This is a genomic window from Simiduia agarivorans SA1 = DSM 21679 (assembly GCF_000305785.2).
In the GTDB taxonomy this organism is placed as follows: domain Bacteria; phylum Pseudomonadota; class Gammaproteobacteria; order Pseudomonadales; family Cellvibrionaceae; genus Simiduia; species Simiduia agarivorans.
Window position 1 is genome coordinate 228,127 of record NC_018868.3, and the last position, 26,356, is coordinate 254,482.

Here is a 26,356-nt window from a genome sequence, read left to right on the forward strand (position 1 = left end):
ACGGCGACCCCTGGTGCACGTAATTTGCTGAATGTCAGAGCGGCATCAGCGTTTTTCAGCGGTGTCCTGGAAAAAGGGCGAACCCGTGTTCGCCCTGTGAATGAATAAGTTCAGCGTTTTACAGGTTGCTGAGTTTCTGCGCACAGGCTGCGCGGTTGTAACCGTTCCACTGATCTTCTCGCGCTTCGCGCCACCCGCTCATCCATTCCTGTCGTGCCTCGCCGGTGAGATGGGGGCAACCGTCGCGTGAGCGGCCTTTGATAGCAGCGCTATAGCCTCTGTTGAAGGCATGTTCGATCTGGCTACGTTTTTGTCTCTTCATATAAACACCTGTGCTTGTGGAAAGTTGGAGTTCTGGTGTGCGCAGACGCACAGAGAGCCTGTGTCCTCCGGGACGGCCTTAAGCGAGTGTTGTGTGAATAGGCACGCACCGGTCATTGGTGCGGGCAATGAGAAGTCGTCTGTCAGTATCCTTGTTGCTAATGCTGCTGTCCCCGACCATAGCCCTGGGTGCGAGTGACCGTCGGGCAGGCTTACCTTGATTAACTCTGGCGACAGCAACCACGACCGCGAACGCGGGGGCTGCTTCGCCAGAGGGGGTGTCCGTCATGACCGGCCACCAAGTCTGCTTTACGCAGGCATAGCGGGCGTTAACCCGTTACAATGGCGCCTTTTGACGGCGCGGGGTTCAGTACACCAAATTGCCGTCGGCTTGTGAATGAATTTAATGGTCTATGCTTAGCGCCTTTTATGGCATGTGAGCATAAACTCGGAGCTTAGAGGCTCAGGAAGTTAAAACATGGTTTCTTATGAATTTTTTGCCGCTTGTCCAAAAGGCCTGGAATCACTCCTGTTAGAGGAATTGACCGGCCTTGGGGCCAGCCCTGTGCGAGAAACAGTGGCAGGAGTGTACTTTACCGGTGGCTTGGAGCTCGGCTATCGGGCCTGCCTCTGGTCCCGTCTGGCAAATAAAATTTTGTTGCCATTGGCCAATTTTGATTTACAGGACGCCGAGGATTTGTATGAGGGCGTCAGTGCCATTGCCTGGCACGAGCATCTTTCGCCCAGCAGCAGTTTTGTGGTGGATTTCGTGGGGACTAACGCGGCGGTACGCAACAGCCAATTCGGCGCGTTAAAGACCAAGGACGCTATCGTTGACGTAATCCGCAATGCGACCGGCGAACGTCCATCGGTTGCGCGCGATAATCCCGATCTGCGTATCAACGTACGGCTCAGTCGCGGTAAGGCGGCGGTCTCGCTGGATTTATCCGGCGACAGCCTGCACCGGCGGGGCTATCGGCAGAAACAAGGGGCGGCGCCACTGAAGGAAAACCTGGCCGCGGCACTTTTGCTGCGTGCCGACTGGCCCGCCATCGCTGCCCGGGGCGGCGCGTTACTCGACCCCATGTGCGGTTCCGGCACGCTGCTGGTTGAAGCGGCGATGATGGCAGCCGATATTGCGCCGGGTCTGTTGCGCGCGCGTTTTGGTTTTGAGCGCTGGTTGCAGCACCGCAATGATGTCTGGTTGACGATTCGGGAAGAGGCGATCGAGCGCAAACGAGCCGGTCTTGCCAGAACGCTGCCGGAAATCCGCGGCTATGATGCCGATATTCACGTGATCCGAAGCGCAGAGGCTAATGTGCTGGCGGCCAAGCTGGACCATTGGGTACGCCTGAGCCGTAAAGAACTGAAGGATTTCACCCTGCCCACCCACAAGCAACTCGAGGCGGGCCTGGTGATCACCAATCCGCCCTACGGCGAGCGCCTGGGCGATGCCGATGCGTTGCGCTATCTGTATGCCTACCTGGGCGATCGCATGCGTTCGGCATTTCCGGGTTGGTCGTTGGCGGTGTTTACCGGCAATCCCGATCTGTGCCATGAAATGAAACTGAAGGCGCACAAGAAGTACAAGTTCTTTAACGGCAAGTTGCCGTCTGAATTGCTCTTATTTGATATTCGCGAACAGCAGGCTCAACCCGAACGCAAGCCCGATGCGCCAATCGAATTGCGCCCAGTGGTTTTGTCGGCCGGCGCGGAAATGTTTGCTAACCGGTTAAAGAAAAACCAGAAGCAGTTGGCCAAATGGATCAAGCGGGAAAATATTCACTGCTATCGCCTGTATGATGCAGATATGCCCGAATATGCCGTGGCGGTGGATGTGTACGAAGGCTATGCCCATGTGCAGGAGTATCAACCTCCGGCAAAAGTGGACGAGACCGCAGCACGGCGCCGGATGGAAGAGGTGCGCGATGCGCTGCCGGGCGTGCTTGGCATCAGCCAGGATCACATCAGTTACAAAACCCGTCGCCGTACCGCCGGCAAACAACAGTATGAGAAACAGCAGGTGCGCGCGGTCCACCCGCTGGTGCCAGTGCGTGAAGGGCAGGTCCGGCTATTGGTGGATCTGTGGCAATACCTGGATGCCGGCTTGTTCCTGGATCATCGCCCGTTGCGGCTGCGCATTGCCAACGAGTCGCGCGGTAAACGCTTCCTGAATCTGTTTTGTTATACCGCAACGGCTTCTGTGCATGCGGCGGTAGGCGGCGCGCGTTTTACTCACTCGGTGGACATGTCGCGCACCTACCTGGATTGGGCCCGCAAGAATTTTGCCGAAAATGGCCTGGGTGAACAGCAGAATCGCCTTGAGCAGGCGGACTGTTTGCAGTGGTTGGCAACGGCCAAAGGCGAGTACGACATCATCATGCTCGACCCCCCGAGTTTTTCCAATTCCAAACGCATGGAGGGCGTACTTGATATCCAGCGCGATCAGGTTCAGCTGATTGATGATGCCATGCGCTTGCTGGCGCCAAAAGGCGTGCTGTATTTTTCCAATAACCTGCGCAGCTTCACCCTGGCACCGGAGATCGAGACTCGCTATCGGGTGGAAGATATTACCCGCGAGACACTCGACCCCGATTTTTCACGCAACAGCAAAATCCATCACTGCTGGTCGATCCGGCACTCCTGACGCAGGGCGCTGGCAAAGGCATTGCTGGCATCCAGCAATTGCTGCCTGCGCGCCGCGCCTTCGCCTTCGCTGAAGCAGAAGGACAGGCGCAATTGGTTCAGTCCAGCCATCGGGTTGCGTGCACGGGCATCGTCCGGATAAAAACTGAAGGTGGGAATGGTGACCACGCCATAGTCTGCCACCAGTCGCTCGGTAAAGGCGGTATCACAGTGCAAGCTCGGGTGATTGAGCGTAAACACGGAAAAAAAGCCGGCGCCGGGCTCTGTCCATTGAAACAAATCCGGGTGGTCGCCCAGGCGCTGTTTCAGCGTCGACAGCAACAGGTCGCGGTTCTCGCGGTAGAGCGCAATTTTTTGCTCGGCCATGGGCCAGAGGCTGGCGCGGGTGGCGAAACTGTCATCGCCCAAAAATGCGGCAAAGGCCATCAGCGCTTCCGGATTGTGCAGCAACGTCTGGCTGCTGGCTTCTGTGAGCAGCAAGTCGGTTAAAGCCTTATTGCTGCCATCCTTGAGTGTGATCCGGGCCTGGGTGAAGGCAAAACCGATACGCGGGCCCGGTAGACCGACTTTGGACGCGGTAAACAGATGTACCGTCTGCTCTGGCGCCAGGCTGTAAAAAATGTGCGGGCGGTCTTCCGGCGCATCAAAACTGATGTAGTTGTAGGGTGCATCTTCAACCACTAACACATCTTCGTCTCTTAGCACCTCGAGAATCGCGCGGCGACGCGCGTTGCTGAAGGAGATGCCGCCCGGGTTGTGACCATCGGGCACCGTGTAGTAGAAGGGGACAAAACGGCCTTCTGCGCGCGCGCGGTGGATCTGGGCGCGCAGCTGTGCCGGGTCTGGCCCTTCCGCATCCATATCCACGCTGTAGATTCTGGCTTGTTGACACAGACCAGCCCGGGCCAGAAATCCAGCATAGGTCGGGGCGTCGGTGATGTAGCCTATTTTTTCCCCGGCCCGTTCGAACAAGGAGCACAAGAGGTTGATGCCGCCGGTGGAGCCGATGGTGGGGATGCAGCTGTCGGGGTCGATGCTGGCGTTGAAATCGCGACCATAGACCTCGGCAAAGCGCTCGCGGGCAATCCTCGGGCCAAGCGTATCCGTATAGCCGTAGAGTGGCCGCATCACGTCCCGCAAGCTGGTGTCCTGGGCCAGATGGTCAAACCAGGCCTTGCTGCGCGCAATGTAATCCGTGGGGTCTGTGACCTCCGGGTGCGGGTAGCCTGCGCCCAGGTGATGCAGTTGCAGGCCTTTTTCGGCGGCGAGTTTGGCCAGTTTGGGCAATGCCGCCGCCATTTTACGGGTGACACTGACGGGCTGGGCGACGAGGTGAGGCGCTTTCATCGGGGGTATCCTTGTGGCTTTGCGGTATTGTCGCGTGCGGCTTGGCCGACTACAAGGAGGCCGGGGCTGAATTTGTTATGATGCGCTCTGGTGAATCGGGATATAGATGATGAAGCAGTTCGAGGTACACAGCGCGTTCGCGCCGGCTGGCGATCAACCCAATGCAATTGCGGCCCTGGTCAAGGGGTTGGAAGCGGGCTTGAGTCACCAGACCTTGTTGGGTGTTACCGGCTCGGGAAAAACGTTCACCATTGCCAATGTGATCGCCGCGTTGCAAAAGCCCACCATGATCATGGCGCCGAATAAAACGCTGGCTGCACAACTCTATGGCGAGTTCAAGGAGTTCTTTCCCAATAATGCGGTGGAGTACTTCGTGTCTTACTACGATTACTATCAGCCGGAAGCCTACGTACCGTCGTCTGATACGTTTATTGAAAAAGACGCATCCATCAACGAACACATTGAGCAAATGCGGCTATCTGCCACCAAAGCGCTGATGGAGCGGCGCGATGCCATTGTGGTCGCCACTGTCTCGGCGATCTATGGTCTGGGTGATCCGGATGCCTACCTGAAAATGGTGATTCACCTGGATCGCGGCGACCCGATGAATCAGCGCACCTTACTGCGTCGATTGGCCGAGCTGCAGTACACGCGCAACGACGCGGCGTTTCACCGAGCCACCTACCGCGTGCGCGGCGAGGTAGTGGATATTTTCCCCGCCGATGCCGACGATCTGGCTGTGCGGGTGGAATTATTCGACGATGAAATTGAACAAATCAGCCTGTTTGATCCGCTCACCGGGCGGGTGCAATCGAAAGTACCGCGATTCACTATTTACCCGAAATCTCACTACGTCACCCCGCGCGAACGCGTGCTGGAAGCGGTAGAGCAGATCAAGGCGGATCTGGCTGAACGATTGACGTTTTTACGCAATGAAAACCAGCTGGTTGCCGCTGAACGGCTGGAGCAGCGCACCCGTTACGATATTGAAATGATGGTGGAGCTGGGTTACTGCAACGGCATTGAAAACTATTCGCGCTATTTGTCCGGGCGGGAGCCTGGCATGGCACCGCCCACCTTGTTCGATTACCTGCCGGCCGATGCTTTGCTGGTGGTGGATGAATCTCATGTGGCAGTGCCACAGATCGGGGGTATGTACCGCGGCGATCGGTCGCGCAAAGAAACCTTGGTGGAATACGGTTTTCGACTGCCATCGGCGCTGGATAACCGGCCCATGCGCTTTGATGAATGGGAAAAACTCGCGCCCCAGACGATATTTGTTTCCGCCACACCCGGAGACTACGAAAAGCAGCATGCCGGTCAGACAGTGGAGCAGGTGGTGCGTCCCACTGGTCTCGTGGATCCGGTGGTGGAGGTGCGCCCGGCCGGCAGCCAGGTGGATGATGCGCTGTCGCAGATTCGGCAACGCGTCGGCGCCGGCGACCGGGTATTGATTACCGTGCTGACCAAACGCATGGCCGAAGACCTGACCGATTATTTACAGGAGCACGGTGTCAGGGTGCGTTATCTGCATTCCGATATCGACACGGTCGAGCGCATGGAAATCATCCGCGACCTGCGCCTGGGCGAATTTGACGTGTTGGTGGGAATCAACCTGTTGCGTGAAGGTTTGGATATGCCAGAGGTATCATTGGTACTGATCATGGATGCCGATAAAGAGGGTTTCCTGCGTTCGGACCGTTCCTTGATCCAGACCATCGGGCGCGCGGCCCGCAACTTGAACGGCAAGGCGATTTTGTATGCGGACAAAATCACTGGCTCCATGCAGCGCGCGATTGACGAAACGGATCGCCGGCGGGAAAAGCAGTTGGCGCACAATGAAAAGCACGGCATTACCCCGGTAGGGGTTAAAAAATCCATCGCCGATATTCTGGAAGCCGGGCAGGCACCTGGTAAGAAAAAACGTCAGAAAGTGGCCGAAAAACCTGCCGATTACGCATTGGCTGAGGGCGAAGATATTTGGAAAACCATTGCTGAGCTGGAGCAAAAAATGTTTCAGCATGCCAAGGATCTGGAGTTTGAGCAGGCGGCACAATTGCGCGATGCGATTCACAAGCTCAAAGCTCGCGCCTGACGCGAGCGTGAGCTGTGGTTAGTAAAGCTCGACGACTACTCTGAAGCCAACATCGTTATAGGCTTTGCTGGCATCGCGGCCTTCCCGGTGATGGACGGTAATATCTTTGGCGGAGTCCTTCATGGATCCGCCGCGCACGCTGCGCAAATCACATTGGGCTAATTTAACTGCACTGGCGTCCCTGGGGGCGCTCAGATAATGATTCTGGAAACAATCCTCAACCCATTCTGCCACGTTGCCGGCGGTGTCATGCACACCAAATGCATTGGGGTTGTAACTGCCAACCGGTGCTGTTTTGGTGGTAAACAAGCCGGCGTAATCACTTTGGCAGCCGTTGCGGCAGTTTGCACGCTTTTTGGCGTCGCCGGTCCACCAGTAATCGCCTTCACTGTTGGCGCGCGCCAGAAACTCCCATTCAGCCTCGGTGGGCAAGCGGTATTTCTTTCCGGTGGATTCAGACAGCCATTGCGTGTACGCGCGCGCCTGCTCCCAGCTGACATTGATGACCGGTCGGCTGCCTCGTCCCCAGCGTTCATCGTCGGGTTGCCCCAGATTATTGGCACTGAGGAATTTGTCGAAATCGGCAAAGGTGATTTCAAATCGGCTGACGGCAAAGGGCTGATCAATGGTCACGCGTCGCTCGGGCATGGTAACGCTCGACCCTTTATCACCCATGGTGAAGGTGCCGGCAGGAATGATCACCATTTCCGGCCCTTGGTCACCGTTGGCGAGCTCGTTTTTAAACAGAGTCCCGGGCACCACTACCTTGCGTAAACTCACATCCAGTGACCGGTCCTGTGTGCCAAGGCGCACCCATTCCTTGTAGGTGTGGTAACCCTCCGCGGTAACTTCGACCAGATAGCGATCAGGCAGTAACGCTATACCGGGTTGATACTTTTCTTTGATATTAAGAATGCGCACGCGTGCTGATACCGGCTCTGGATTAACGGTCAACGCAAATCGAGGGGCGGGCGGCGGTTCAGGTATGGGTTCAGGCGCAGGCTCTGCTACCTCGGCTTCAGGCGTGTCGGTATCGGGCAAGGTATCCGTTGGAAGTGCTTCAGATTCATTGATTTCAGTCTCAGCGACTTCTGGTTCTGGCGTGCGCAAAACGGGTTGGGGTGTCGAGGTCATCTGTGCCAGGGGTTCAGGTTCACTGGCTTCGATGATAATCGGGGCTGTCAGGTCACGTTGATTGAGCAACGCTGCACTGAATATTGCCGCATTGCGCAGTGCAATCGGGTAGTGATTTTCACCCGGTAAGTGAAATCGGATCAATGCAACACTGAAGGTAAACCAAAGGCTGCCGACCACCAGCACAATCGACAGCACGCGGGCAATGCTGAAACCCGTCCGGTGATTACCCGCCTGAAAATAGGCCGCCTTCTGAATGCGGGTGGATACCACGGTGGTCCGGTCGTTTTCGCCACTGTCCGGATTGGTTCTGATTTCTGTGACAGTGGAGTCAGGCCGACGATAAAAACTGCGCTTCGGTGACCAGCGCCAGCGGGCTATCTCGGTGACGGCGGCTTTGGCCTGGGCTGACAGTGCCGCGTAGCTGGTCAATACCAACGCCTTGAACAGCGATGCAATATGCATGGCGGAGGGCTCGGTATTCGACATATAGCGTGGCCGGCTGCCGCTGAGTGTGGCATCAAGCTCGTCGATGGCATTGACAATCTCGCGACCACGCTGAAACCTGTCGTCGGGATCTTTGGCCAGCAAAGTATTCAGTAATTTCTGATAAAGCGAGTATTGCGGGGGTAACTTGGGAATCGGTGCCGTCAGGTGTTTGATGGCGATGGCAACCGCTTCTTCGGCCTTATAGGGCACGGTGCCGGTGAGCATTTCATAAAAAACCACGCCCAGGCTGTAAATGTCGGAGCGGCCATCAATGGCCTTACCGCGTGCCTGTTCCGGGCTCATGTAGTGGGGCGTGCCCACGACCATGCCGGCGTTTGTCATTTGTGACGCGCTGCTGACAGTTTTCGCCACGCCGAAATCCGAGAGCACGGCTGAATTGTTTTCCCTGAACAGAATGTTTTCGGGTTTGATGTCGCGGTGGATGTAGCCTTTTTCATGGGCCAGGTCCAGCGCGAGCGCCATTTCACGCACGATCCGTAAAATTTCCGATGTGCTCAGACCGGTGGCCATCTTGTCGTGCACCGAACCACCGGGCAGGTAGTCCATGGCAATGTAATTCAGGTTTTTATAGCGGCCAATATCGTAGATAGAGACGATATTCGGATGTGACAATTGGCCAACAATATTGGCTTCCCGTTGAAAGCGCTCACTGAAAACCGGGTCGGCGTTGAGGGCAGGGGACATCACTTTGAGTGCCACCTCGCGTCCAACGCTGAGTTGGATTGCAAGGTACACGGTCGACATGCCGCCCTGATTAATTTTGCGAATAATGCGGTAACCGGGAATTTGCATGGCGTGTGATTAACCTATCACCCAGAAACACAGCAACGCCAGCGAGGCAGTGGCCAATGTGTATAAAGAAAAGTCCAGTCCGGCATTGCCCGTGAGTGCGGGCAGCCAATCGGTGATGGGGGTATAGAAATAGCGTTTGGTCAGAGGCGACTCAATCACCTGTAGCGTGATGTTGTCGTTGCCACCCTCATCCAGTGCGGCATCCATCAACTTGGCGGCGGCGTCGCGAGGAGAACGCGCACTGCACAAGAGGCGGGCCAGGGCTTCGTCATTCAGTTCATCCGACAATCCATCGGAGCAAAGCAGAATCCACTGGTTTTTCTCCCAGATACCGTGGATGGTATCGACTTTCACCCGTTGTAAATCGGTTGAGCCCAGACATTGGGTAATGACATTTTTATCGGGATGCTTGTCCATATCCGAGGCGCTGATAGCGCCCGTGTCTACCAGCATCTGGACGTAAGAGTGGTCCAGCGTCAACTGCTCAAGGCTGCCGCCTTCATCGGTAAACGTCCATAAATACGCCCGGCTGTCGCCTACCCAGGCAATTTCGTATTCTTGGCCAACACACTTCAGCGCCACCACAGTTGAGCCCATTCCGGCGGCACCTTCGCCGCGGGCGCTGGCCTCCAGAATTGCTTTATGTGCCTGTTCGATTGCGGTGGCGAGCGGAACCTGGGCCCGGGTCTGAACACTGATCACGTCGCGGGCAATAGCGCTTGCCACCTCTCCGGCTTCGTGGCCTCCCATGCCATCTGCCACCAGCCAGACACCGGCATCGGGACCGGCAAAGTAGGTGTCTTCGTTGTTATCCCGGCAATGGCCTTTATCGGAAGCTGCGCTATAGTTCAGTGGTGGCATCTAGGCCCCTGTGGCAGTTGTTATCGTTATCATCCTTGCCTGTTTAACGGCATTCAGTGGATGGATTCACAGTTTACCGGTTAAATGTAAACGGTAAAGCCATTTTTCGCTAACCTATTGAAACGCTTTGCTCTTTTGCGGCATTATCCACTAGAAATCGACCCTTATGCTCAGCATCAGGTATGGGATAGCAGTTTATGTTAAAACTCCGCTTTAAAAACAATAAGCACAATGCGGTTTGGCTCGTGGAGCCCAAGGTTACAATCGGGAAAGCAGCGAAAAACGATCTGGTAGTTGACGATGCTGATGTGGCCGAATTCCACGCAGAAATTCTCGTAGACCATGAGCAATTGACGCTCAAAGTGGTGGATGCCGCGTCGCCTGTTTCAGTAAATGGGACGCAGGTCACATCCGAACAGCCGTTGAGCGTGAACGACGTATTGGTCGTGGGCCGCGCGCAGTTGCAAGTGGTCGATCCCAAGCAAGAGCCCAAAGCAGCGCCCACACTGGTGCGGGCCGAGGCCACTGGCTGGAGTTTAAAAGCCAATCATCCGGCGTTATCCAGCAAGGTCTTTAATCTCGGGGTTAACACCGTAGTCGGACGAGCAAATGATTGCGACATCGTGTTGGCTGCGGCGCACCTCTCCCGTCGGCATGCACAGTTAACGGTGAAAGATGGCTTGCTGTACGTTAAGGATCTGGGCAGTGCCAATGGCACATTCGTCAATGGCAGTCAGGTGAACGAAGCCCGGGTCAAGCGTGGAGACGAACTCAGGTTCGACACCTTGAGCTTCGGCGTAATGGGGCCTGCGGACGACCTGGATAAAACCACGGTTCGGGAAATGCCCAAGAAGGTCGCCGGACAGAAGCCGGCGGCAGCGGCCGCCAACAAAGCGCCGCGCAAGCCCGACCTCAAATTCCGGGAGGAGCTGAAGGCCAGCATGGCGTCATCAGCAGAACCGCAGGTTGAGGATAAACCCCGCTCATCGGCGTTCACCGGCCTGTCTGTGTTAGTGCTGGTGCTGGCCGGTGTGGGCTACTGGGCGTGGCAGCAGGGCTGGTTCTGATCCCAGGACAGGGCAGATTTAGCCTGAAATTGCGCTAAAGTTTTCCGGATATCGGTCGATACCCCGGCATGGCCCACATGCCACAGGAGGTACTCACCATGTTCGCTGCACCTTTTGCCCCGCTGAACCAGTTCGCTCCCGGACTTCCCCCCGCGCCCAGAATGCCGACCTTCACGCCCCCTGTGGAGGTCACCAGGCCAGCGGAAACCCAAGCCACCACCGCTGTGGGGCAGGATGCCCGCGTTAACAGGGCGGCCGGCACCATCCTCAATTTTGTCCACAATCAACTCAAGGTTGACGCAGAGGCCGGCAGGTCGTCAGAGCAGCTGCAGTCCCGCTTTGATGCCGGTGCCGAGGGCTTTCTGAAAGGCTTCAATGAGGCGCTGGAGGAATTGGACGCCAGGGGCCTGCTATCGCCTGAACTGGAGGCAGAATTGGGCGCCACGCGCGACAAAGTTCTGCAGGGTTTGCGCGATATGGCACAGGAATTTGGTTTGAATACAGATGCGCTACCTGCAGAAGAGGCGCCGGCCCCGGTTGAACCGCCAGTAACGCAGCCCCCGTCTGCGATGAGTGGTGTGGTTTTCGGTCGCAACAGCTTTTCCTTTTCGCTCACCACACAAGAGGGCGATAAGGTCACCATTTCCAGTGTCAGCCGTTTTGGCCAGGCTGCCAGCGTATCTGATCAGGGCTTCGGTTTTTACCAGCAGCAATCGCAGCGCTTCAGTTTCAATGTCGAGGGTGACCTGAACGAGAACGAGATGGCCGCGCTCAATGATCTGCTGGGTCAGGTCAACGATCTGAGTGAAATGTTCTACAGTGGCGATCTGGAGGGTGCGTTCGATGCAGCGCTGGCGCTCGATTTTGACGCCAATGAAATCGCCGGCTATGCCCTCGATTTGCGTCAGACGATGGTCACCAAAGTGCGTACTGTCTATGGTCAGCCGGCCGCAGAGACCAGTCCCGTGCGCCAGCAGATGCAGCCTTTTGCCCAGCTTGCCGATCAGATTGAACAAGCGCTGGAAAAAGCAAAGGAATTCCTGCAGCCGTTGGCTTTGCTGGGCGATTTGATGGAGCAAACAGCGCCCGGTATTGACCATGAGGGCCGGGCGGGCAAGCATAAACTGTTTTCAGATGTTGGGCAGGCGATGGCCCAAAAACTGCTGAATGGCTGAGCACGCGGGAGCGGCCTGAGGTAAACTATCGCCTTTTAGGGTGGGCCTGAACGTGCGTGTTGAATTATTGGGTACCGCTGGTTGTCATTTGTGCGACGTGGCAGAGAGTCTGATTTACCACTGCATAGAAACCGACGCCAGTGGAGTGCTTCGCCAGCATTGCACGGTCGACATTATCGATATTGCGGATGATCAGGTCCTGATGGAACGTTTTGCCACATCGATCCCGGTATTGCGCACAAGTTCCGGTGAGTCCTGGTGTTGGCCGTTTCCCGAACCGGCAGAGCTGCAAGCGGACTTATTGGCGTTGGTTGGGGCTGTCAGTCAAACACCATAGACTCCAGCGCGCTGGTCACCCACACCAGACTCTCGGTGTAAAAATGGCTCAATGCCGATTCATCTACGCCGCGTTGTTCCAGAAACTCCCAGTTAATTGCGTCCCAATCAGCCTTTTCATATTGCATCACAATACGCAGCACTTCGCCTTCGTTGCCCCGATAATGCAGTAATGCCTCGGAAAGGGTCTCGCTGATGGAGATTTTCTTCAATAGTTCTTCAAGCGGGCTGTCCATGAAGGCGTCGAGTGTGGAAAGCAGACCTGCAGTGAAGTAGGTGTCGCCGCGTTTGGTACCGGTGACGGCCTCTCCCAGAGTCTGACAGAATCGCGCGCGGACCATGGTGGTTACGCACAGTTCCCGGGGTTTGTCGTCGATATTTGCCATTGACAGCAGCGTCACCCAGCTGCGGATCTGAATAAGCCCAAGCAAGGTGATGGCCTGACGCAGGCTCTCGATTTTGCACACAAAATGAAACGCGGCCGAGTTGATTAATTTCAGCAGCTTGTAGCTGATCACCGGGTCCTGAGCGATCAGTTGCTCGACCTTGTCAATTTCAGTTCGCGGATCGTTCAAGGTGGCCAGAAGCTGGATGATTGTCTGCCGGTTCTCGGAATAACTCTTGCCCGACATGATCTGAGGGTGAGACAGAAAATAGCCCTGAAACAGTTCAAACCCAAGATCTTTGCAGTGTTCAAGCATTTCATGGGTTTCGATTTTCTCGGCGAGTAGTGTGACGCCTAACGGTTGCAGGTATTTGATGTGATAACGCAGTTCCTGGTCATTCAGGGCCAATACATCCAGTTTGATGATGTCGGCATATTCCAGCATCTTGAAACTGCTGGAGTTCAGTGTGAAATCATCCAGAGCGATGGTGTAGCCCTGTGCGCGGATTTGCCCCAACGCCGCCAGTAGGCGGTTGTCTACCAACTGATCTTCCAGTACTTCTATCACCAATTGATTGCGGCTGAAGGGCGGGGGTGTCAACAGCAGGTTGCGGGTGAAGTTGATAAAAGCTTTATGCGGGCCCACCACATCGGTAATGGTCAGGTCGGTAAAGGTGCGCAACAAGACCTGCGAGCTGGCCTGATCTCCATCTTTGATAATGGCCCGGTTCTCTCTGCTGTCCCGGCAAAGCAGCTCGTAGGCAATAACGGCCATGGAACGGTCAAAGATCGGTTGCCTTGCCAGCAGAGGCTGGTTATTTGTGGGGTCGTCAGCGGCCATTCCTAATTCACTAATACAGGCTTAAGGGTAAGTGTAGCTGTTGTGGAGTGTGTTGCAGGCCACGCTTGTGTTGGCGGCTGCTAAGCTCTTTACATGGTCCTGAAAGGTGGATGTGCATGTCCAAGCTGTTAGAGAGTGTAGATGCGAGAACGCAACTGGTGGGGGAAAACCGGCTTGAGCTGTTGTTATTCAGGTTGGCGGGGCGCCAGGTGTTCGCGTTGAACGTATTTAAGATCCAGGAGGTGGTGCAGGTGCCACCGGTAACCGCCATGCCGCACCGGCATTCGGTGGTTGTCGGCGTCACCCATCTGCGGGATCAGACCATATCGGTCATTGACCTGAGTGCCGCCATCGGGCTGAAGCCACTGGGCGATATAACAGGTTGCAATATGATCGTCACCGAATATAACCGCTCAATACAGGGTTTTCTGGTTAAGTCAGTGGACAGGATCGTCAATCTGAACTGGGAAGTGATTTTGCCGCCACCGTCGGGTTCGGGCCGGTCACACTTCCTGACCGCCATCACCCACGTGGACAACCAGATTGTCGAGGTGTTGGATGTGGAGCGGGTACTGGCAGAAATTATCCCCTATGACACGTCGGTTTCGGACGAAGTGCTGGATCAGGATCTTGCCCGTATGGCGCGCCAGAGGCATTTGCGGGTGTTGATGGCGGATGATTCCCCCACTGCCATGAGCCAGGTGCGCGACACCCTCAAGCACCTGGGCGTGGAGGTCATCGGTGTGCAGGATGGCCTGCAAGCGCTGAATTTACTGAAGCGCTGGCAGTCGGAGGGCATCAATCCGCTGGAGCACATATTCATGCTGATCACCGATGCCGAAATGCCGGAAATGGACGGCTACCGGTTAACCTATGAGATCCGGAAAGATCCCGGCCTGCGGGATCTCTACATAGTGCTGCACACATCGCTGAGCGGCAGCTTTAACAAGGCAATGGTGGAAAAGGTGGGGTGCAACGGCTTCCTGTCCAAATTCCAGCCAGACCAGTTAGCTGATCTGGTTCAGTCGCGCGTGCGCGATGTGCTTCAACGCTGACTCAGGGAGACGCCTGAAGCTCTGGCGGCCGCTGACCCTGGAAAGAGCTGACAGGATTGGTGGGCAGGTCCAACGATACCGGCATCCGGCCTTTGAGTGACTCAGGCTCAACGCCACCCCGATAGGCATAGATGACACTGAATACCATGACGTTTTGCACGTATCCCCGGGTTTCAGTGAACGGAATGGTTTCGATCCATACATCTGCCGGCAATTGGTCCCTGCCATCGGCTAACCAGCGATCAACCCGATGGGGCCCGGCATTGTAGGCCGCTGCCGCGTGGGCTGCGTTATTCTCGAACCGCGACAGCATTTCTTTGAAATAACGGCTGCCCAGCGCGATATTGGTCTCAGGCGTCAGCAGGTCAGGCGTGTTGTAGCGGATGCCGGCTTTCCGGGCGGTTTGACGTGCGGTAGCGGGCATGAGTTGCATCAGGCCCATGGCGCCGGCACTCGAGCGGGCATCTGGTGCAAAGGCACTTTCCTGTCGTGCGATGGCAAATAACAAATTAGGGTCCACATCCTGACTGTGAGCCTGGCGCTCGACAATGTCCTCGTAAGCACGTGGAAAGCGCACTTGCAGGTCGTTCCAGGCCTGAGCATCGATCATTGCCTGGATACCGGAGCGGTGCCAACCCCATTGAGCGGCCAGATTGCCGGCGGCCTGCAGCTGAGCCGGCGAGAGGCTGCGCGAAGCATAGAGCCACTCCTGACGTGCTTCGTGTACCTGGTCTAGCGCGTAAAGCTCGCGCGCGCGCGCTAAACCATCATGATTGGCGACCCATTCCTGATCGGCGCGTTCAACCATGGAGGGTTCGTCTTCCATGGCGTAGCTCAGGCCCAGGCGATCTGCCGCCAGAAATCCGTAGAAGCTGCGTTTTTGCGCCAGTTGTTGCCATTCGTTTTCAAGTTTGGCGAAAGGGGGGTGGTTCTGCCCCAATTGTTCGGCTGCCCGCAGTTGCCAGTAGCGCCAGCGGTCACTGTCCTGAAGCGGCGCCGGTAATTCTCGGATGCCCGCCTGCACACGCTGCCAATGACCGTTTTCCAGCGCCTGACGCAGCAGGGTTTCCTGCAATTTTTCACTGCTGCCATCAGTCATGCTGCTCGCCAGTGCGTGGGCGTGATCGTCATGGCCCTGACGGCTCAGGTAGAGCGTCAGTTGTTCCTGCAGTTCACGCCTGGCCTGGTCCGGATAGAGACCATTGGCATCGTACCTTTCCCAAAGCTGAAGTGCCTGTTTGGCATCCGTTCGCGCCAGGCGGGCAATGGCATGCATCACCACATACTGGCTGCGGGAATCATTGCCGCCGTATTTCCGGGTATGCCGTATTTCCGAAGGATAGCGGTCCAACCACACCAGACGTTCAATGTCGGCCTTTGCAGGTTCAGGGGCGTATTTGCCAATGAACCTTGCCAGGCTGCGGTTGCGCGATTCAATGGCTTTGACGGCGCGGCTCCAGGCCAGTGCCGGGGTGTAATGCACAGATGCCTGCCATTGCTTGAACAGTGGATCGCAAACCTTGGGTTGTGAGCGCCCCACGTTCCAGAGCGGTTCAACCTCGGCCAACGCAGCTTCTTCACCGGTGTTCAATCGGGCCATCAGCCAGGTACAGGTTTGCGCTGTATCTGCGCGGGCGGGGTCAAAATAACTCTGGTATTCATGCCAGCGTTTGCGCGCCGCGAGCAGGCTCAACCACTGCCGTTGCAATCGGTCGCCCAGATAGGTGTTGCGGTGTTGATCCAGAAAGGCGTCCACCTCTGGGTAAGGCAGGCTGCCGAGTTTCCGGCTGAGCTGGTAGTAGGTCAGGTAAGGGTAGAGCGGGTACTGCGTCAGGGCGGCCATGTGCTCAAGCGCATCGGCTTCGCGATTTTGCTGGATAGCCTTGCGGGCATCGATGAAACGCTGGCGGTCATCCGGGGCTGAATCAGATTGCGCCTGGGCGGGTAGCCCACCACAACATAATAAAAAACACAGCAGCAGCCCATTGCCTTGTCGGGAATGCCACGATTGGTGCAGCTTTTTTGATAGAATGCGCGCCGTTGAAAACAGAACCATAGATACCCCTGTAGGCCCACTGCAGATGCTCATCTGTTATATCACCATACCTGTTTACTATAGAACAGCCAAGCCCGGCCGGAGATGTTTGAACCATGCCCCTGATAAAACTGGATAACGCCGCGTTGCATTTTGGCGTCAATACCATCCTTGATGGAGTCTCTTTGCAGGTGGATGCGGGTCAGCGGGTGTGCCTGATTGGCCACAACGGTGCCGGCAAATCTTCTTTGCTCAAAGTTATCAGTGGCGATCTGGCGTTGGATGATGGTGAAGTATGGCGTCAGCCCGGGTTGCGCCTTGCTCGCCTTGAACAGGATCTGCCCGACCCGGATCACCTGACGGTATTCGATGTGGTCGCGCGTGCCTTTGCCGACGTTGGCGAACGCATCGCCACTTATCACCGGTTGCTGGCAACGGGGTCGGATGATCTGGAGCAGATCGGTCGTCTGCAATCGGAAATAGAAGCCAAAGATGGTTGGTTGATCGAGCAGAAAGTGACCGCGATCCTGACCCGGTTGCAATTGCCTGCAGATGAGTCCATGGGCTCACTCTCCGGCGGTTGGCGGCGGCGGGTGGCGTTGGCGCGCGCGCTGGTAACCGAACCTGATGTGTTGTTGCTCGACGAACCCACCAACCATTTGGATATCGAAGCGATTGAGTGGCTGGAGCAACAAGTGCTGGCCTACCGGGGCGCAATTGTTTTTATCACCCATGACCGCGCGTTATTGCAAAAGCTTGCCACCCACATCATAGAGTTGGATCGTGGGCATCTGCGTTATTGGGAAGGGGACTACGCCAGCTTTCTGACCTTTCGCGAAGCCCAGTTGGCGGAAGAGGCACGCCACAATGCCCTGTTTGACAAACGCCTGGCCGAAGAGGAGGTGTGGATCCGACAGGGGATCAAGGCGCGCCGGACGCGCAACGAAGGTCGGGTAAGGGCACTCAAGGCGATGCGGGTTGAACGCAGCGAGCGGCGTGAGCGCCACGGTCGGGCGCAGTTTGAAGTTCAGCAAGCGGATAGCAGTGGCAAACTGGTCGCGGAGCTGCACAACGTGTCGCACAGTTGGGACGAGAAACCCGTGATCAGGTGTTTATCCACCCGGATTATGCGTGGCGATAAAATTGGCATCCTCGGACCCAATGGGGCAGGAAAAAGTACCTTGCTCAAAATTTTGCTGGGTGAATTGGCGCCCCAGCAAGGCCAGGTGCGACTCGGGACCAACCTGACCGTTGCGTATTTCGATCAGCTGCGCAATCAATTGGAACTCGATAAACACGCGGTGGACAATATTGCCGAAGGGCGCGAGTTCATCGATGTCAACGGCAAGCGCAAACACATCATTTCTTACTTATCCGATTTTCTGTTTACCGGTGAGCGTGCCCGCACGCCCCTGTGTGCGTTATCCGGTGGCGAGCGCAACCGGGTATTGCTGGCCAAGCTGTTCAGTAAGCCTGCGAATCTGCTGGTCATGGATGAACCTACCAATGACCTTGACGTGGAAACCCTGGAACTGCTGGAAGAGTTGTTACTCAACTACGAAGGTACGCTGTTGTTGGTGAGTCACGATCGTGCTTTTCTCGATAATGTCGTGACCTCCTGTCTGGCGTTTGAAGGTGAGGGGGTTGTGAACGACTATGTGGGCGGTTATCAGGATTGGTTGCGACAAGGTGGCAGCTGGCACAAATACGAGAGGGATGAGTCCGGATATTCCGGCTCGGAGTCGCCCGAGGTGCCAGAGGCGAGCGTAAAATCGGAGCCTGAAAAAACAGAAAAACCGAAAAAGCTGAGTTACAAATTACAGCGTGAGCTCGACCAGCTACCCGGGCTTATAGAGTCATTGGAGAGTGAAATCGAAGGCTTGCAAGGTCAGATGGCCGACCCCGCGTTCTTCAACCAGGATCGATCGGTAACCGAGCCGTTGCTGTTGCAGCTGGCAGAGAAAGAAGCTGCGTTGGAACAGGCCTACGAGCGTTGGGCGGAATTAGGCGATTGAGTTGGCGTTGATCTGGCCGGCTGCCCAGGGGTTTAATTAATCTGCTTCGTTCACGCGCACGGCAAGCACATCGCAATTGGCACCATGCAGAACGCCATTGGCGGTGGAGCCTAAAAGCAACGCAAGGCCCTGCCTGCCGTGGCTGCCAACAACAATCAAATCGCAGCCCTGTTGTGCTGCCAGTTGATGTAACTCCGCCGCCGGTTGGCCAATGAGTAACTGACAGTCGTCCTCTGAGATTTGTGTGCGCTTGGCCAGCTGCTTGAGTTGTTCGTCGGCTTGTGCCTGGAGTTGCGTTTGGACTTCGGTGAGATCCATTGGGATGTCACCACCATAAGCAAAGGTCAGCGGTTCAAGCACATGCACCAGCGTGAGCCGGGCATTGTGATTTCGGGAAATCTGCCGGGCCCGCTCGATAATCTGGGCTGATTCGGGCGACAGATCTACGCCGACGAGCAGGTGAGAATAGTTATTCATTGGCATCTCCTGATAAGCTCAGTCTCAGTCCATACTAGCCTGCGCAGATCCGCAGAAAAAGGCAACTCATATTTGGGGGTAGCGTGAGCTATACAACCTGGCTTGTAATTTTAGCGGTCATCGCGCTTTGCATAGGGCCTGTGATGATGTTTCAGCCCAGTGCGCGCGATAAACGTCTGGCCAGCCTGCGCAGCCAGGCCATTAGCCGTGGCGCCCGTGTATCACTGGGTTCGGGCCAGGCGCAGGGTTTTACCCGCTATTCGATGCCGTGGCAGGCCAAGCGTCGCGATCGGAATTTCTGGCGTCTGATGCGGAAAAACTACTCGCATCCGGTGCATTTAGCGGAGTTCTGGTCGGTGGAGTCTACGTCCGAACCCGACCCGTCGGAGCGCGAATGGCTGACCCAGCAATTGCATGCATTACCTGCGTCCATAGGCTTTGTGGAAGCTGCGCCCGACGGCGTGGCGCTATTCTGGTCTGAACCGGCAGGCAAGGAGGAGTTGGCGTTTATTCTGCAATGGCTTGAGGTCGCGGCCGGTCGTTGACTTGGCGCTTCAGGCCTTGCCCTCCGGGGCTTACAGGCTGGCCCGTACTTGTCGTTGCCGCTTTTCGGTGGGTGGATACACACCTTCAAAACGGCGCCTAAATTACGAACCAGCCTGTAAGCCTGAGCATGCAAGGGGTTTTTCAACAGCCTGCTATCTATCGGTGCTGGTCGTCATTATCCGCAAGCATATCGTCCAGCATGGGCTCTGCTGTGTTGGCCTGTTTTTCGGGATTGAATTGAGATTCAGGCATGAGCGTTTCGCTGATTGACTGTCGATTGCTCTCGATAATTTCCACCAGCTGTCGGCTCATCTCGTGCCGTCGCGGATCTGAATGGGTCGACTGTACCAACATCTGGCGCGCCTTTTTGTAGTAGGCCTGGGCCGAAAACAGATTGCTTTTGTTGGTGGCCTTGTGACCTTGCGCCACCATGGATATCACGTCCACCATCAGGTGTTGGTAGGCCAGTTCTTTCAGAAACGCCTGCATTTCCTCGAGTGTGATTTTATTGTGACTCTGACGGTGCCGGATCACTTTGGCTGCTTCCGTCAAATGCTTTTGTGCCATGGCGATTTTTACGTCAGACTCCATGATCCTGTTGGGGCGCGTTTGTCTTTCCGTGATTTGCTGGCTGCGGGCTTCAGCGGAATTGAGTGCCGATTCCAGATAAGGCAGGGAGGAATCCAGTTCTATCATCATTTTGTACATATCGATGATTTCATCGTTGATTTGGGTGAGGATATCCGGGCTCTCCACCAGTGGACTCACCTGGAGCAACAAGGATTCCAGCTCGTCGACCCGGAGCTTTAATTTGTGCAGCCGGATCCGCCGCGAGCGGAGTCGTTCCTCGCGTTGGTTGGCAATGCTGACCACGAGTAAGGAAAGCAGTGCGATAGAGCAAAAAATGATCAGGTAGGCCAATTCTGGGTCCTGAAGCTAAAAATTTTCACAAGGCTGTCGGCCGGTTCCGCTAAAGCTTGAAGGCTTGCGGGATAAATTTTATAAAAATCAGTAGGTTAAGTGCCGTTTTGTGTAGTGACTCCAGACTCAGTTTAGACCCTGATTCTGGGCTTTTTGTGCCGATGTGCTAAACACTTATCACTTGACCCTGTGAGTTTCAGGTTTTATATATGCGCACCCTGAGTTGCTGCCAATGGCGTTTGCGGGGCCTGTTCGCCTTGTACAAGTCCCGATGGGGTCTTATAAATAGTTTTGTCAGTTGCGCGTATATAAAGAACAAAGAAGCAAAATTCGAGAATTTTTATGGCTAAAGCACTTGTCATCGTGGAATCCCCGGCCAAGGCAAAAACGATCAATAAATACCTGGGCAGTGATTTCGTCGTTAAGTCCAGCGTGGGGCATATCCGCGACCTACCCACCAGTGGCAGTGCAAAGGGTGCCGTAGACCCAAAGGAGCGGGCCAGGCAAGCCGCCATAACGCGCAAAATGTCGCCGGAAGAAAAGGCCAGGCACAAGGAAACCAAAGCCCGGGAACAACTGATCAACCGCATGGGCATCGACCCTGAGCATCATTGGCAGGCCCAATACGCAATCTTGCCGGGCAAGGAAAAAGTGGTTGCTGAATTGCGCTCACTGGCGGCCAAAGCCGATGAAATTTATCTCGCAACGGACTTGGACCGCGAAGGAGAGGCCATTGCCTGGCACCTGCGGGAAGCCATTGGTGGTGATGAATCACGCTACAAGCGCGTAGTGTTCAACGAGATTACCAAATCCGCTATTCAGGAGGCGTTTTCGGAACCCGGCTCGCTGGATATGGACCGCGTAAACGCACAGCAGGCCCGCCGCTTTCTGGACCGGGTGGTGGGTTATATGGTGTCTCCCCTGTTGTGGGAAAAGGTTGCACGCGGGCTGTCTGCCGGGCGGGTTCAGTCTGTTGCGGTGCGTTTGTTGGTCGAGCGTGAACGTGAAATCCGCGCCTTTGTTCCCGAAGAATACTGGGATATTTTTGCCAATCTGACCAACCAGCAACAGCAGTCATTGCGCTTTGAAGTCAAACGCCATGCAGGGCAGGCATTCAAGCCGTTGAACGAAGCCGATGCCATGGTGGCGGTTAAGGCTTTGCAGCCGGCCGAGTTCAGGGTGGCAGAGCGGGAAGACAAACCCACAAAATCAAAACCGTCGGCGCCGTTTATCACCTCTACTTTGCAACAGGCTGCCAGTACGCGGCTTGGCTTCTCGGTCAAGAAAACCATGATGATGGCGCAACGGCTGTATGAGGCGGGCTACATCACCTACATGCGAACGGACTCGACCAATTTATCTGCGGAAGCCGTGAACGCCTGTCGTCACTACATCCAGTCACAGTTCGGGGATCGTTACCTGCCCGAAGCGCCTAATACCTACGGCAGCAAAGAGGGTGCACAAGAGGCTCACGAAGCCATCCGGCCGTCCGAAGTAACCTTGATGCCCACGCAACTCAAAGGCATGGAGCGGGATGCCGAGCGCTTGTATGCCTTGATCTGGCAGCAATTTGTGGCCTGTCAGATGACGCCAGCTGAATTTACATCGACCTCCGTTGTGGTACATGCGGCGGACTACGAGTTGCGCACCCGCGGGCGCGTGATCCGGTTTGATGGTTTTATGAAAGTCATGCCGCCGCAAGCCAAAAAAGACGAAGACGTGGTATTGCCCGACGTGAAAGTGGGCGAGCTGTTGAACCTGGTCAAACTCGAGCCAAACCAGCATTTCACCAAGCCGCCCGCACGATACTCGGAAGCGGCGTTGGTGAAAGAGCTTGAAAAGCGCGGTATTGGCCGGCCTTCAACCTACGCTGCGATTATTTCCACCATTCAGGATCGGGGTTACGCGCGTCTGGAAGGGCGGCGGTTCTTTGCTGAAAAAATGGGGGACATCGTCACCGAGCGCCTGGTCGAAAGCTTCGATGATCTGATGGCTTACTCCTTTACCGCAGAGTTGGAGCAATCGTTGGATCAGATCGCGACCGGTGAGCGCGGCTGGCAGGACGTACTGGACGAGTTTTACCAGAACTTTTCCAAGAAACTGGCAGAAGCCAAAGCGGCCGACGGCGGTATGCGCGCCAATGATCCCACCGATACCGATATCGCCTGCGGTCAGTGTGGCCGCCATATGCAGATTCGCACTGGCTCGACGGGTGTGTTTCTGGGTTGCTCGGGCTACGGTTTACCACCCAAAGAGCGATGCAAAAATACCATGAATCTGGTGTCCGGCGATGAAGTGATCAGTGCCGATGACGAGGACGCAGAGACTCAGGCATTGCGCAAAAAGCGGCGCTGCAAATTGTGCCGTGCGGCCATGGACAGCTACCTGCTGGATGAAACGCGCAAGCTGCACATCTGCGGCAACAACCCCGATTGTTCCGGTTTTGAAGTGGAAGCCGGTAGCTTCAAGATCAAAGGTTACGATGGGCCCACGCTCGAGTGCGATAAGTGTGGCAGCGAAATGCAGCTCAAAACCGGCCGCTTTGGCAAGTACTTTGGCTGCACCAATGAGGCCTGTAAGAACACCCGCAAGCTGCTTAAAAATGGCGAAGCGGCACCCCCCAAAATGGATCCGGTGCCCATGCCGGAACTGGCTTGCCAGAAAGTGGACGACACCTACATCCTGCGCGATGGTGCTGCAGGTTTGTTCCTGGCTGCCAGTCAGTTTCCGAAAAACCGCGAGACCCGGGCACCGCTGGTGAGCGAATTGCTACCGCACAAGGATGAGATCGATTCCAAATATGCGTTTCTTATGAAGGCGCCTGTTGTGGACGACGAAGGTAATCCCACGCTGGTCCGGTTCAACCGGAAAGAAAAAACCCACTACGTCCAGTCTGAAGTGGATGGTAAGGCATCGGGTTGGAAAGCCGTGTACGAAGGCGGCAAGTGGGTGACCGAGGTGGCACGTAAAGCCAAAAAAGCCCCGGTCAAGAAAAAGGCAACCAAGAAAAAAGCCCCGGCCAAAAAGGCCTGAGCCATGGCCGCCAGCCTGAATCAACAATTTGCCTGGTGTGAGCTGCTGCTGGCCCAATGGGGCGCTGACAGTCTGCCGTGGCGACAGGACGCGTTGGTGCAGTCGCTCAGCTGGCACCTGCACATCGCCTATTGTGCGTTGCTGCGCGATATGGCGGGCGCTGCGCGTTTGCCGCTGACGGTGGCGCCTACCAGTGTTCTCGCCCTGATCGAACGAATCCCGGACGGCCGTAACTGCCCTGCCGAGTGGGAAGAGCTGGCGCAGCTGGAGTCCGGGGATAGTTGGCTTTCGGCTTTACGCTCACAGCCGGCGACGCCCGCCCAGGTATTGGACACAGGACAAGCGCAAAACGCCTTGATTGCCTCGAGCCAGGGTGCGGCTCTGGATGTGAATGGTTGCCGCGAGGCGCTGGTGGCGCTCAAACGCTTCACCGAGCGCTGGCGAGAACTCGGGCAGGAGTACTAGCGGCTTTCGCTGCCTCCAGACCGGCGCGCATGATATGCAAAATACTGTTAGACTAGCGTCTGAATGCAGTCAGGAGTAAGCATGTCCTCTGATTTATACGAAATCATTGAGCTCTCAACCGGTGAAATCGCATTGCGGCGGGCAGCGGAAGAGGGTGAGCCGCTGGTGGTGATTAAGTTCTCCGAGGAGTCCTTGTATTTCTTGAAGGATGCTAAGTACGAAGTTGCCAAGGCCATGATTGAAGCCGGTATGGAAGCCGCCGGTGAGGCAGCTATAGCGTCCGGCATAGAGCCTGACGGTGGCGATATCACCCGCGATCAAACCAAAACACTGCATTGATCTCAAGGGGCTGATGGTGACACGGCTGGCCAGCCGCAATGGCCGGCATTAAAACCACCCAAGCCTTAATTAATCCCGGGATTCGCGATCCCAGTTCGTGCGGCTTACCTTTCAATATTGCCCTGACAGGGTTTTTAACCGTGTTCTAGTGCAAGTTGCCTTTTACCAGGAGCGCCCTGCAATTCCCAATGCTTGCGGCTTGCTCCATTTCCGCCGTAATGGCCGATTCAGCGTTGATTTCAGCAACCACCGTATGGCTGTTCCCTGCGGCGAGAGCCTCCCAGGTCATCCACAGTGCACTTTCGGGCGAGTCGGCCCGGATTACCCTGATGCTGCGAGGGTTTAATCCTTGCTGTCGTAACCACGCCTGGCTGATGCTGCCGTGGCTGATGATGGTAAGCCAGCGCTGGTCATCTTCATTGCCCAGAAAGCGCAGCATGGGCAGTAATAGCGCCGATTGCTGGCTCCAGGGAATGATCAGCTCGGTGACCCGATGCTCTGGGGCATGGGGCTGGGTAAAGGCGTTGGGGGATTGTTGCAGCGCCAGATTCATCACAGTTTACCCCGGCGCATGACACCCACGCTCAAGCCTTCGATGGCAAATTCTTCCGATTTAAGGTCGACTTCAATGACCTCAAAGTCCGGGTTTTCCGGGTGCAGTCTCACGCTGGCACTGCCGCGCTTGTGCTCAAACCGTTTGACCGTCACATCATCGCCAATGCGCGCCACCACAATATCGCCATTGCGGGCGTTCTGTGTGCTGTGTACCGCTAACAGATCCCCATCGAGTATGCCGATGTCTTTCATACTCATCCCATGTACGCGCAGCAGGTAGTCGGCGCGGGGGCTGAAAAAATTGGCGGGCACTTCGCAATACTCTTCGATATTTTCTTCGGCCAGTATGGGGTTGCCCGCGGCCACCCGGCCCACCAGAGGCAGGCCGGTTTCTGACTCCGGTAACCGGATGCCCCGGGATGCGCCGGCCACCATCTCAATGGCACCTTTGCGCGCCAGCGCCTTCAGGTGTTCCTCCGCGGCATTGGCCGATCGGAAGCCCAGTTCTTGTGCGATCTCGGCACGGGTTGGCGGGTAGCCGGTTTCATCAATGCAGCGTTTGATCAGGTCGAGCACTTCCTGTTGACGGGCGGTGAGTTTGATCATCCGTAGCTCCTGAGGCTGGTCTGTTTATTTGTACAGTTGCTGTGATTATATACAGTAAAATTTATTCGGCAAGCAGTTGCGGGGAATAGCTATACTGAATTGGAAGGAAAAGAGAATAGTGCATTGATATATAAGGAGTTTTTATGTTTGATGCAAAAATGCCAGAAGCCTGGCGGGTGCTGCGAATTCAATCTGAACTGGTGGATGGGATAGAGCAGCTGATCAAAATCAAAGGTGCTGTGACCGTATTCGGCAGCGCCCGTACGCCGGAAGAACATCCCTATTATGCGGCGGCGGAAACCCTGGGTCGCCTGATGGCAGAAGCCGGGGTGCCGGTGATTACCGGTGGCGGACCCGGCATCATGGAGGCGGCCAATAAGGGCGCGAAGGACGCCGGCGGCGTCAGTATCGGGCTCAATATCACTTTACCCATGGAGCAGGCGCCCAATCCCTACCAGACCATCAGTCTGACTTTCCGGTATTTCTTTGTCCGCAAGCTCATGTTTGTCAAACACGCGGTCGGGTTTGTAATCATGCCGGGCGGTTTTGGTACCCTCGATGAGCTGTTCGAAGCTCTCACCCTGGTTCAGACCGGCAAAGTGGCCAGCTTTCCGATTGTGTTGGTGAATCGTGAATACTGGGCCGGGCTGGTGGACTGGTTAAAAAACCGGATGTTGGCCGATGGCAATATCAATCTGGAGGATATGGCGCTGGTGCAGGTGGTCGATACGCCGGAACAGGCCGCCGATATTATCAAAGCCCACCTGGTGGCACGCAATGCGGGGTCCAGTTAAGGGGG

General features: G+C 56.0%; 22 protein-coding genes. 12 read left to right on the forward strand and 10 right to left on the reverse strand.

Annotated features, from left to right (window positions below):
* Positions 1 to 118: 118 nt before the first annotated feature.
* Complete coding sequence (gene rmf, locus M5M_RS01060) at positions 119 to 322, reverse strand: ribosome modulation factor (protein WP_016389146.1); 204 nt, start codon at positions 320 to 322, stop codon at positions 119 to 121.
* A gap of 477 nt (positions 323 to 799) precedes the next feature.
* Between rmf and rlmKL the strand changes: the two genes are divergently transcribed.
* Positions 800 to 2,968: a bifunctional 23S rRNA (guanine(2069)-N(7))-methyltransferase RlmK/23S rRNA (guanine(2445)-N(2))-methyltransferase RlmL gene (rlmKL, locus tag M5M_RS01065; protein ID WP_015045616.1), complete on the forward strand. Its 2,169-nt coding sequence runs from the start codon at positions 800 to 802 to the stop codon at positions 2,966 to 2,968.
* On the opposite strand, the gene M5M_RS01070 is transcribed toward rlmKL, so the two are convergent.
* Complete coding sequence (locus M5M_RS01070) at positions 2,941 to 4,314, reverse strand: pyridoxal phosphate-dependent aminotransferase (RefSeq protein ID WP_015045617.1); 1,374 nt, start codon at positions 4,312 to 4,314, stop codon at positions 2,941 to 2,943. The genes rlmKL and M5M_RS01070 overlap by 28 nt on opposite strands.
* Positions 4,315 to 4,420: 106 nt before the next feature.
* Between M5M_RS01070 and uvrB the strand changes: the two genes are divergently transcribed.
* Positions 4,421 to 6,409 (forward strand): excinuclease ABC subunit UvrB, encoded by a 1,989-nt coding sequence (uvrB, locus tag M5M_RS01075; protein ID WP_024330340.1) that lies wholly within the window; start codon positions 4,421 to 4,423, stop codon positions 6,407 to 6,409.
* An 18-nt stretch (positions 6,410 to 6,427) separates the two neighbouring features.
* Here the strand turns inward: uvrB and M5M_RS19235 are convergent, their stop codons facing one another.
* Together M5M_RS19235 and M5M_RS01085 are read right to left on the reverse strand one after the other, a co-directional pair.
* On the reverse strand, positions 6,428 to 8,845 hold the full coding sequence (locus M5M_RS19235; RefSeq protein ID WP_015045619.1) for a bifunctional serine/threonine-protein kinase/formylglycine-generating enzyme family protein: 2,418 nt from the start codon (positions 8,843 to 8,845) through the stop codon (positions 6,428 to 6,430).
* Positions 8,846 to 8,854: 9 nt separating this feature from the next.
* Entirely contained in the window at positions 8,855 to 9,706 is an 852-nt protein-coding gene (locus M5M_RS01085) for a PP2C family protein-serine/threonine phosphatase (protein ID WP_015045620.1), read from the reverse strand.
* A 197-nt stretch (positions 9,707 to 9,903) separates the two neighbouring features.
* On the opposite strand from M5M_RS01085, the gene M5M_RS01090 reads away from it, so the two are divergent.
* From M5M_RS01090 to M5M_RS01100, 3 genes are all read left to right on the forward strand, one after another.
* Positions 9,904 to 10,773, forward strand: coding sequence for an FHA domain-containing protein (locus M5M_RS01090; RefSeq protein ID WP_015045621.1), 870 nt, complete (start codon positions 9,904 to 9,906; stop codon positions 10,771 to 10,773).
* A 98-nt stretch (positions 10,774 to 10,871) separates the two neighbouring features.
* The gene (locus tag M5M_RS01095; protein WP_015045622.1) at positions 10,872 to 11,948 is read left to right on the forward strand and encodes a DUF5610 domain-containing protein; all 1,077 of its coding nucleotides are present in this window, start codon (positions 10,872 to 10,874) and stop codon (positions 11,946 to 11,948) included.
* A 52-nt stretch (positions 11,949 to 12,000) separates the two neighbouring features.
* The gene (locus M5M_RS01100; RefSeq protein WP_211216997.1) at positions 12,001 to 12,285 is read left to right on the forward strand and encodes a glutaredoxin family protein; all 285 of its coding nucleotides are present in this window, start codon (positions 12,001 to 12,003) and stop codon (positions 12,283 to 12,285) included.
* Here M5M_RS01100 and M5M_RS01105 read toward each other — a convergent pair.
* Entirely contained in the window at positions 12,269 to 13,510 is a 1,242-nt protein-coding gene (locus M5M_RS01105) for an EAL and HDOD domain-containing protein (protein ID WP_029879775.1), read from the reverse strand. The genes M5M_RS01100 and M5M_RS01105 overlap by 17 nt on opposite strands.
* 116 nt (positions 13,511 to 13,626) lie before the next feature.
* On the opposite strand from M5M_RS01105, the gene M5M_RS01110 reads away from it, so the two are divergent.
* Entirely contained in the window at positions 13,627 to 14,565 is a 939-nt protein-coding gene (locus tag M5M_RS01110; RefSeq protein ID WP_015045625.1) for a chemotaxis protein CheV, read from the forward strand.
* 1 nt (position 14,566) lies between these two features.
* Here M5M_RS01110 and M5M_RS01115 read toward each other — a convergent pair whose 3' ends face one another.
* Complete coding sequence (locus M5M_RS01115; protein ID WP_015045626.1) at positions 14,567 to 16,621, reverse strand: transglycosylase SLT domain-containing protein; 2,055 nt, start codon at positions 16,619 to 16,621, stop codon at positions 14,567 to 14,569.
* Positions 16,622 to 16,716: 95 nt separating this feature from the next.
* Here M5M_RS01115 and M5M_RS01120 point away from each other — a divergent pair, with 95 nt between their 5' ends.
* Positions 16,717 to 18,615 carry an ATP-binding cassette domain-containing protein gene (locus M5M_RS01120; protein WP_015045627.1) on the forward strand — a complete coding sequence of 633 codons (1,899 nt, stop codon included), beginning with the start codon at positions 16,717 to 16,719 and terminating at the stop codon, positions 18,613 to 18,615.
* 36 nt (positions 18,616 to 18,651) lie between these two features.
* Here M5M_RS01120 and M5M_RS01125 read toward each other — a convergent pair whose 3' ends face one another.
* Positions 18,652 to 19,092, reverse strand: a complete 441-nt coding sequence (locus M5M_RS01125; RefSeq protein ID WP_015045628.1) for a universal stress protein — start codon at positions 19,090 to 19,092, stop codon at positions 18,652 to 18,654.
* Positions 19,093 to 19,235: 143 nt separating this feature from the next.
* Here M5M_RS01125 and M5M_RS01130 point away from each other — a divergent pair, with 143 nt between their 5' ends.
* Positions 19,236 to 19,637: a hypothetical protein gene (locus M5M_RS01130; RefSeq protein ID WP_015045629.1), complete on the forward strand. Its 402-nt coding sequence runs from the start codon at positions 19,236 to 19,238 to the stop codon at positions 19,635 to 19,637.
* A gap of 157 nt (positions 19,638 to 19,794) precedes the next feature.
* On the opposite strand, the gene M5M_RS01135 is transcribed toward M5M_RS01130, so the two are convergent.
* Positions 19,795 to 20,559, reverse strand: a complete 765-nt coding sequence (locus M5M_RS01135; RefSeq protein WP_015045630.1) for a hypothetical protein — start codon at positions 20,557 to 20,559, stop codon at positions 19,795 to 19,797.
* Between the two features lie 342 nt (positions 20,560 to 20,901).
* Between M5M_RS01135 and topA the strand changes: the two genes are divergently transcribed.
* The 3 genes from topA to M5M_RS01150 all read left to right on the forward strand — a co-directional run bounded on the left by topA (position 20,902) and on the right by M5M_RS01150 (position 24,396).
* On the forward strand, positions 20,902 to 23,592 hold the full coding sequence (gene topA, locus M5M_RS01140; RefSeq protein WP_015045631.1) for a type I DNA topoisomerase: 2,691 nt from the start codon (positions 20,902 to 20,904) through the stop codon (positions 23,590 to 23,592).
* Positions 23,593 to 23,595: 3 nt separating this feature from the next.
* A complete protein-coding gene (locus tag M5M_RS01145; RefSeq protein ID WP_015045632.1) occupies positions 23,596 to 24,057 on the forward strand; it encodes a DUF6586 family protein in 462 nt (153 codons plus the stop codon).
* An 81-nt stretch (positions 24,058 to 24,138) separates the two neighbouring features.
* Positions 24,139 to 24,396 carry a hypothetical protein gene (locus tag M5M_RS01150; protein ID WP_015045633.1) on the forward strand — a complete coding sequence of 86 codons (258 nt, stop codon included), beginning with the start codon at positions 24,139 to 24,141 and terminating at the stop codon, positions 24,394 to 24,396.
* 145 nt (positions 24,397 to 24,541) lie between these two features.
* Here the strand turns inward: M5M_RS01150 and M5M_RS01155 are convergent, their stop codons facing one another.
* Both M5M_RS01155 and lexA read right to left on the reverse strand, forming a co-directional pair.
* Positions 24,542 to 24,952, reverse strand: a complete 411-nt coding sequence (locus M5M_RS01155) for a cell division inhibitor SulA (RefSeq protein WP_144062362.1) — start codon at positions 24,950 to 24,952, stop codon at positions 24,542 to 24,544.
* A complete protein-coding gene (gene lexA / locus M5M_RS01160) occupies positions 24,949 to 25,557 on the reverse strand; it encodes a transcriptional repressor LexA (protein WP_015045635.1) in 609 nt (202 codons plus the stop codon). Before lexA ends, M5M_RS01155 begins: the two co-directional genes overlap by 4 nt.
* A gap of 143 nt (positions 25,558 to 25,700) precedes the next feature.
* On the opposite strand from lexA, the gene M5M_RS01165 reads away from it, so the two are divergent.
* Positions 25,701 to 26,351, forward strand: coding sequence for an LOG family protein (locus M5M_RS01165; protein WP_015045636.1), 651 nt, complete (start codon positions 25,701 to 25,703; stop codon positions 26,349 to 26,351).
* Positions 26,352 to 26,356: the final 5 nt, after the last annotated feature.

What these genes read in the sequence shown, in the direction of transcription:
- M5M_RS19235 (WP_015045619.1), bottom strand. Translation starts at nt 8,845, where the DNA reads ATGCAAATTCCCGGTTACCGCATTATTCGCAAAATTAATCAGGGCGGC.
- rlmKL (WP_015045616.1), top strand. Translation starts at nt 800, where the DNA reads ATGGTTTCTTATGAATTTTTTGCCGCTTGTCCAAAAGGCCTGGAATCA.
- M5M_RS01115 (WP_015045626.1), bottom strand. Translation starts at nt 16,621, where the DNA reads ATGGTTCTGTTTTCAACGGCGCGCATTCTATCAAAAAAGCTGCACCAA.
- topA (WP_015045631.1), top strand. Translation starts at nt 20,902, where the DNA reads ATGGCTAAAGCACTTGTCATCGTGGAATCCCCGGCCAAGGCAAAAACG.
- M5M_RS01085 (WP_015045620.1), bottom strand. Translation starts at nt 9,706, where the DNA reads ATGCCACCACTGAACTATAGCGCAGCTTCCGATAAAGGCCATTGCCGG.
- M5M_RS01110 (WP_015045625.1), top strand. Translation starts at nt 13,627, where the DNA reads ATGTCCAAGCTGTTAGAGAGTGTAGATGCGAGAACGCAACTGGTGGGG.
- M5M_RS01150 (WP_015045633.1), top strand. Translation starts at nt 24,139, where the DNA reads ATGTCCTCTGATTTATACGAAATCATTGAGCTCTCAACCGGTGAAATC.
- M5M_RS01145 (WP_015045632.1), top strand. Translation starts at nt 23,596, where the DNA reads ATGGCCGCCAGCCTGAATCAACAATTTGCCTGGTGTGAGCTGCTGCTG.
- M5M_RS01090 (WP_015045621.1), top strand. Translation starts at nt 9,904, where the DNA reads ATGTTAAAACTCCGCTTTAAAAACAATAAGCACAATGCGGTTTGGCTC.
- rmf (WP_016389146.1), bottom strand. Translation starts at nt 322, where the DNA reads ATGAAGAGACAAAAACGTAGCCAGATCGAACATGCCTTCAACAGAGGC.
- lexA (WP_015045635.1), bottom strand. Translation starts at nt 25,557, where the DNA reads ATGATCAAACTCACCGCCCGTCAACAGGAAGTGCTCGACCTGATCAAA.
- M5M_RS01105 (WP_029879775.1), bottom strand. Translation starts at nt 13,510, where the DNA reads ATGGCCGCTGACGACCCCACAAATAACCAGCCTCTGCTGGCAAGGCAA.
- M5M_RS01125 (WP_015045628.1), bottom strand. Translation starts at nt 19,092, where the DNA reads ATGAATAACTATTCTCACCTGCTCGTCGGCGTAGATCTGTCGCCCGAA.
- uvrB (WP_024330340.1), top strand. Translation starts at nt 4,421, where the DNA reads ATGATGAAGCAGTTCGAGGTACACAGCGCGTTCGCGCCGGCTGGCGAT.
- M5M_RS01165 (WP_015045636.1), top strand. Translation starts at nt 25,701, where the DNA reads ATGTTTGATGCAAAAATGCCAGAAGCCTGGCGGGTGCTGCGAATTCAA.
- M5M_RS01095 (WP_015045622.1), top strand. Translation starts at nt 10,872, where the DNA reads ATGTTCGCTGCACCTTTTGCCCCGCTGAACCAGTTCGCTCCCGGACTT.
- M5M_RS01120 (WP_015045627.1), top strand. Translation starts at nt 16,717, where the DNA reads ATGCCCCTGATAAAACTGGATAACGCCGCGTTGCATTTTGGCGTCAAT.
- M5M_RS01070 (WP_015045617.1), bottom strand. Translation starts at nt 4,314, where the DNA reads ATGAAAGCGCCTCACCTCGTCGCCCAGCCCGTCAGTGTCACCCGTAAA.
- M5M_RS01130 (WP_015045629.1), top strand. Translation starts at nt 19,236, where the DNA reads ATGATGTTTCAGCCCAGTGCGCGCGATAAACGTCTGGCCAGCCTGCGC.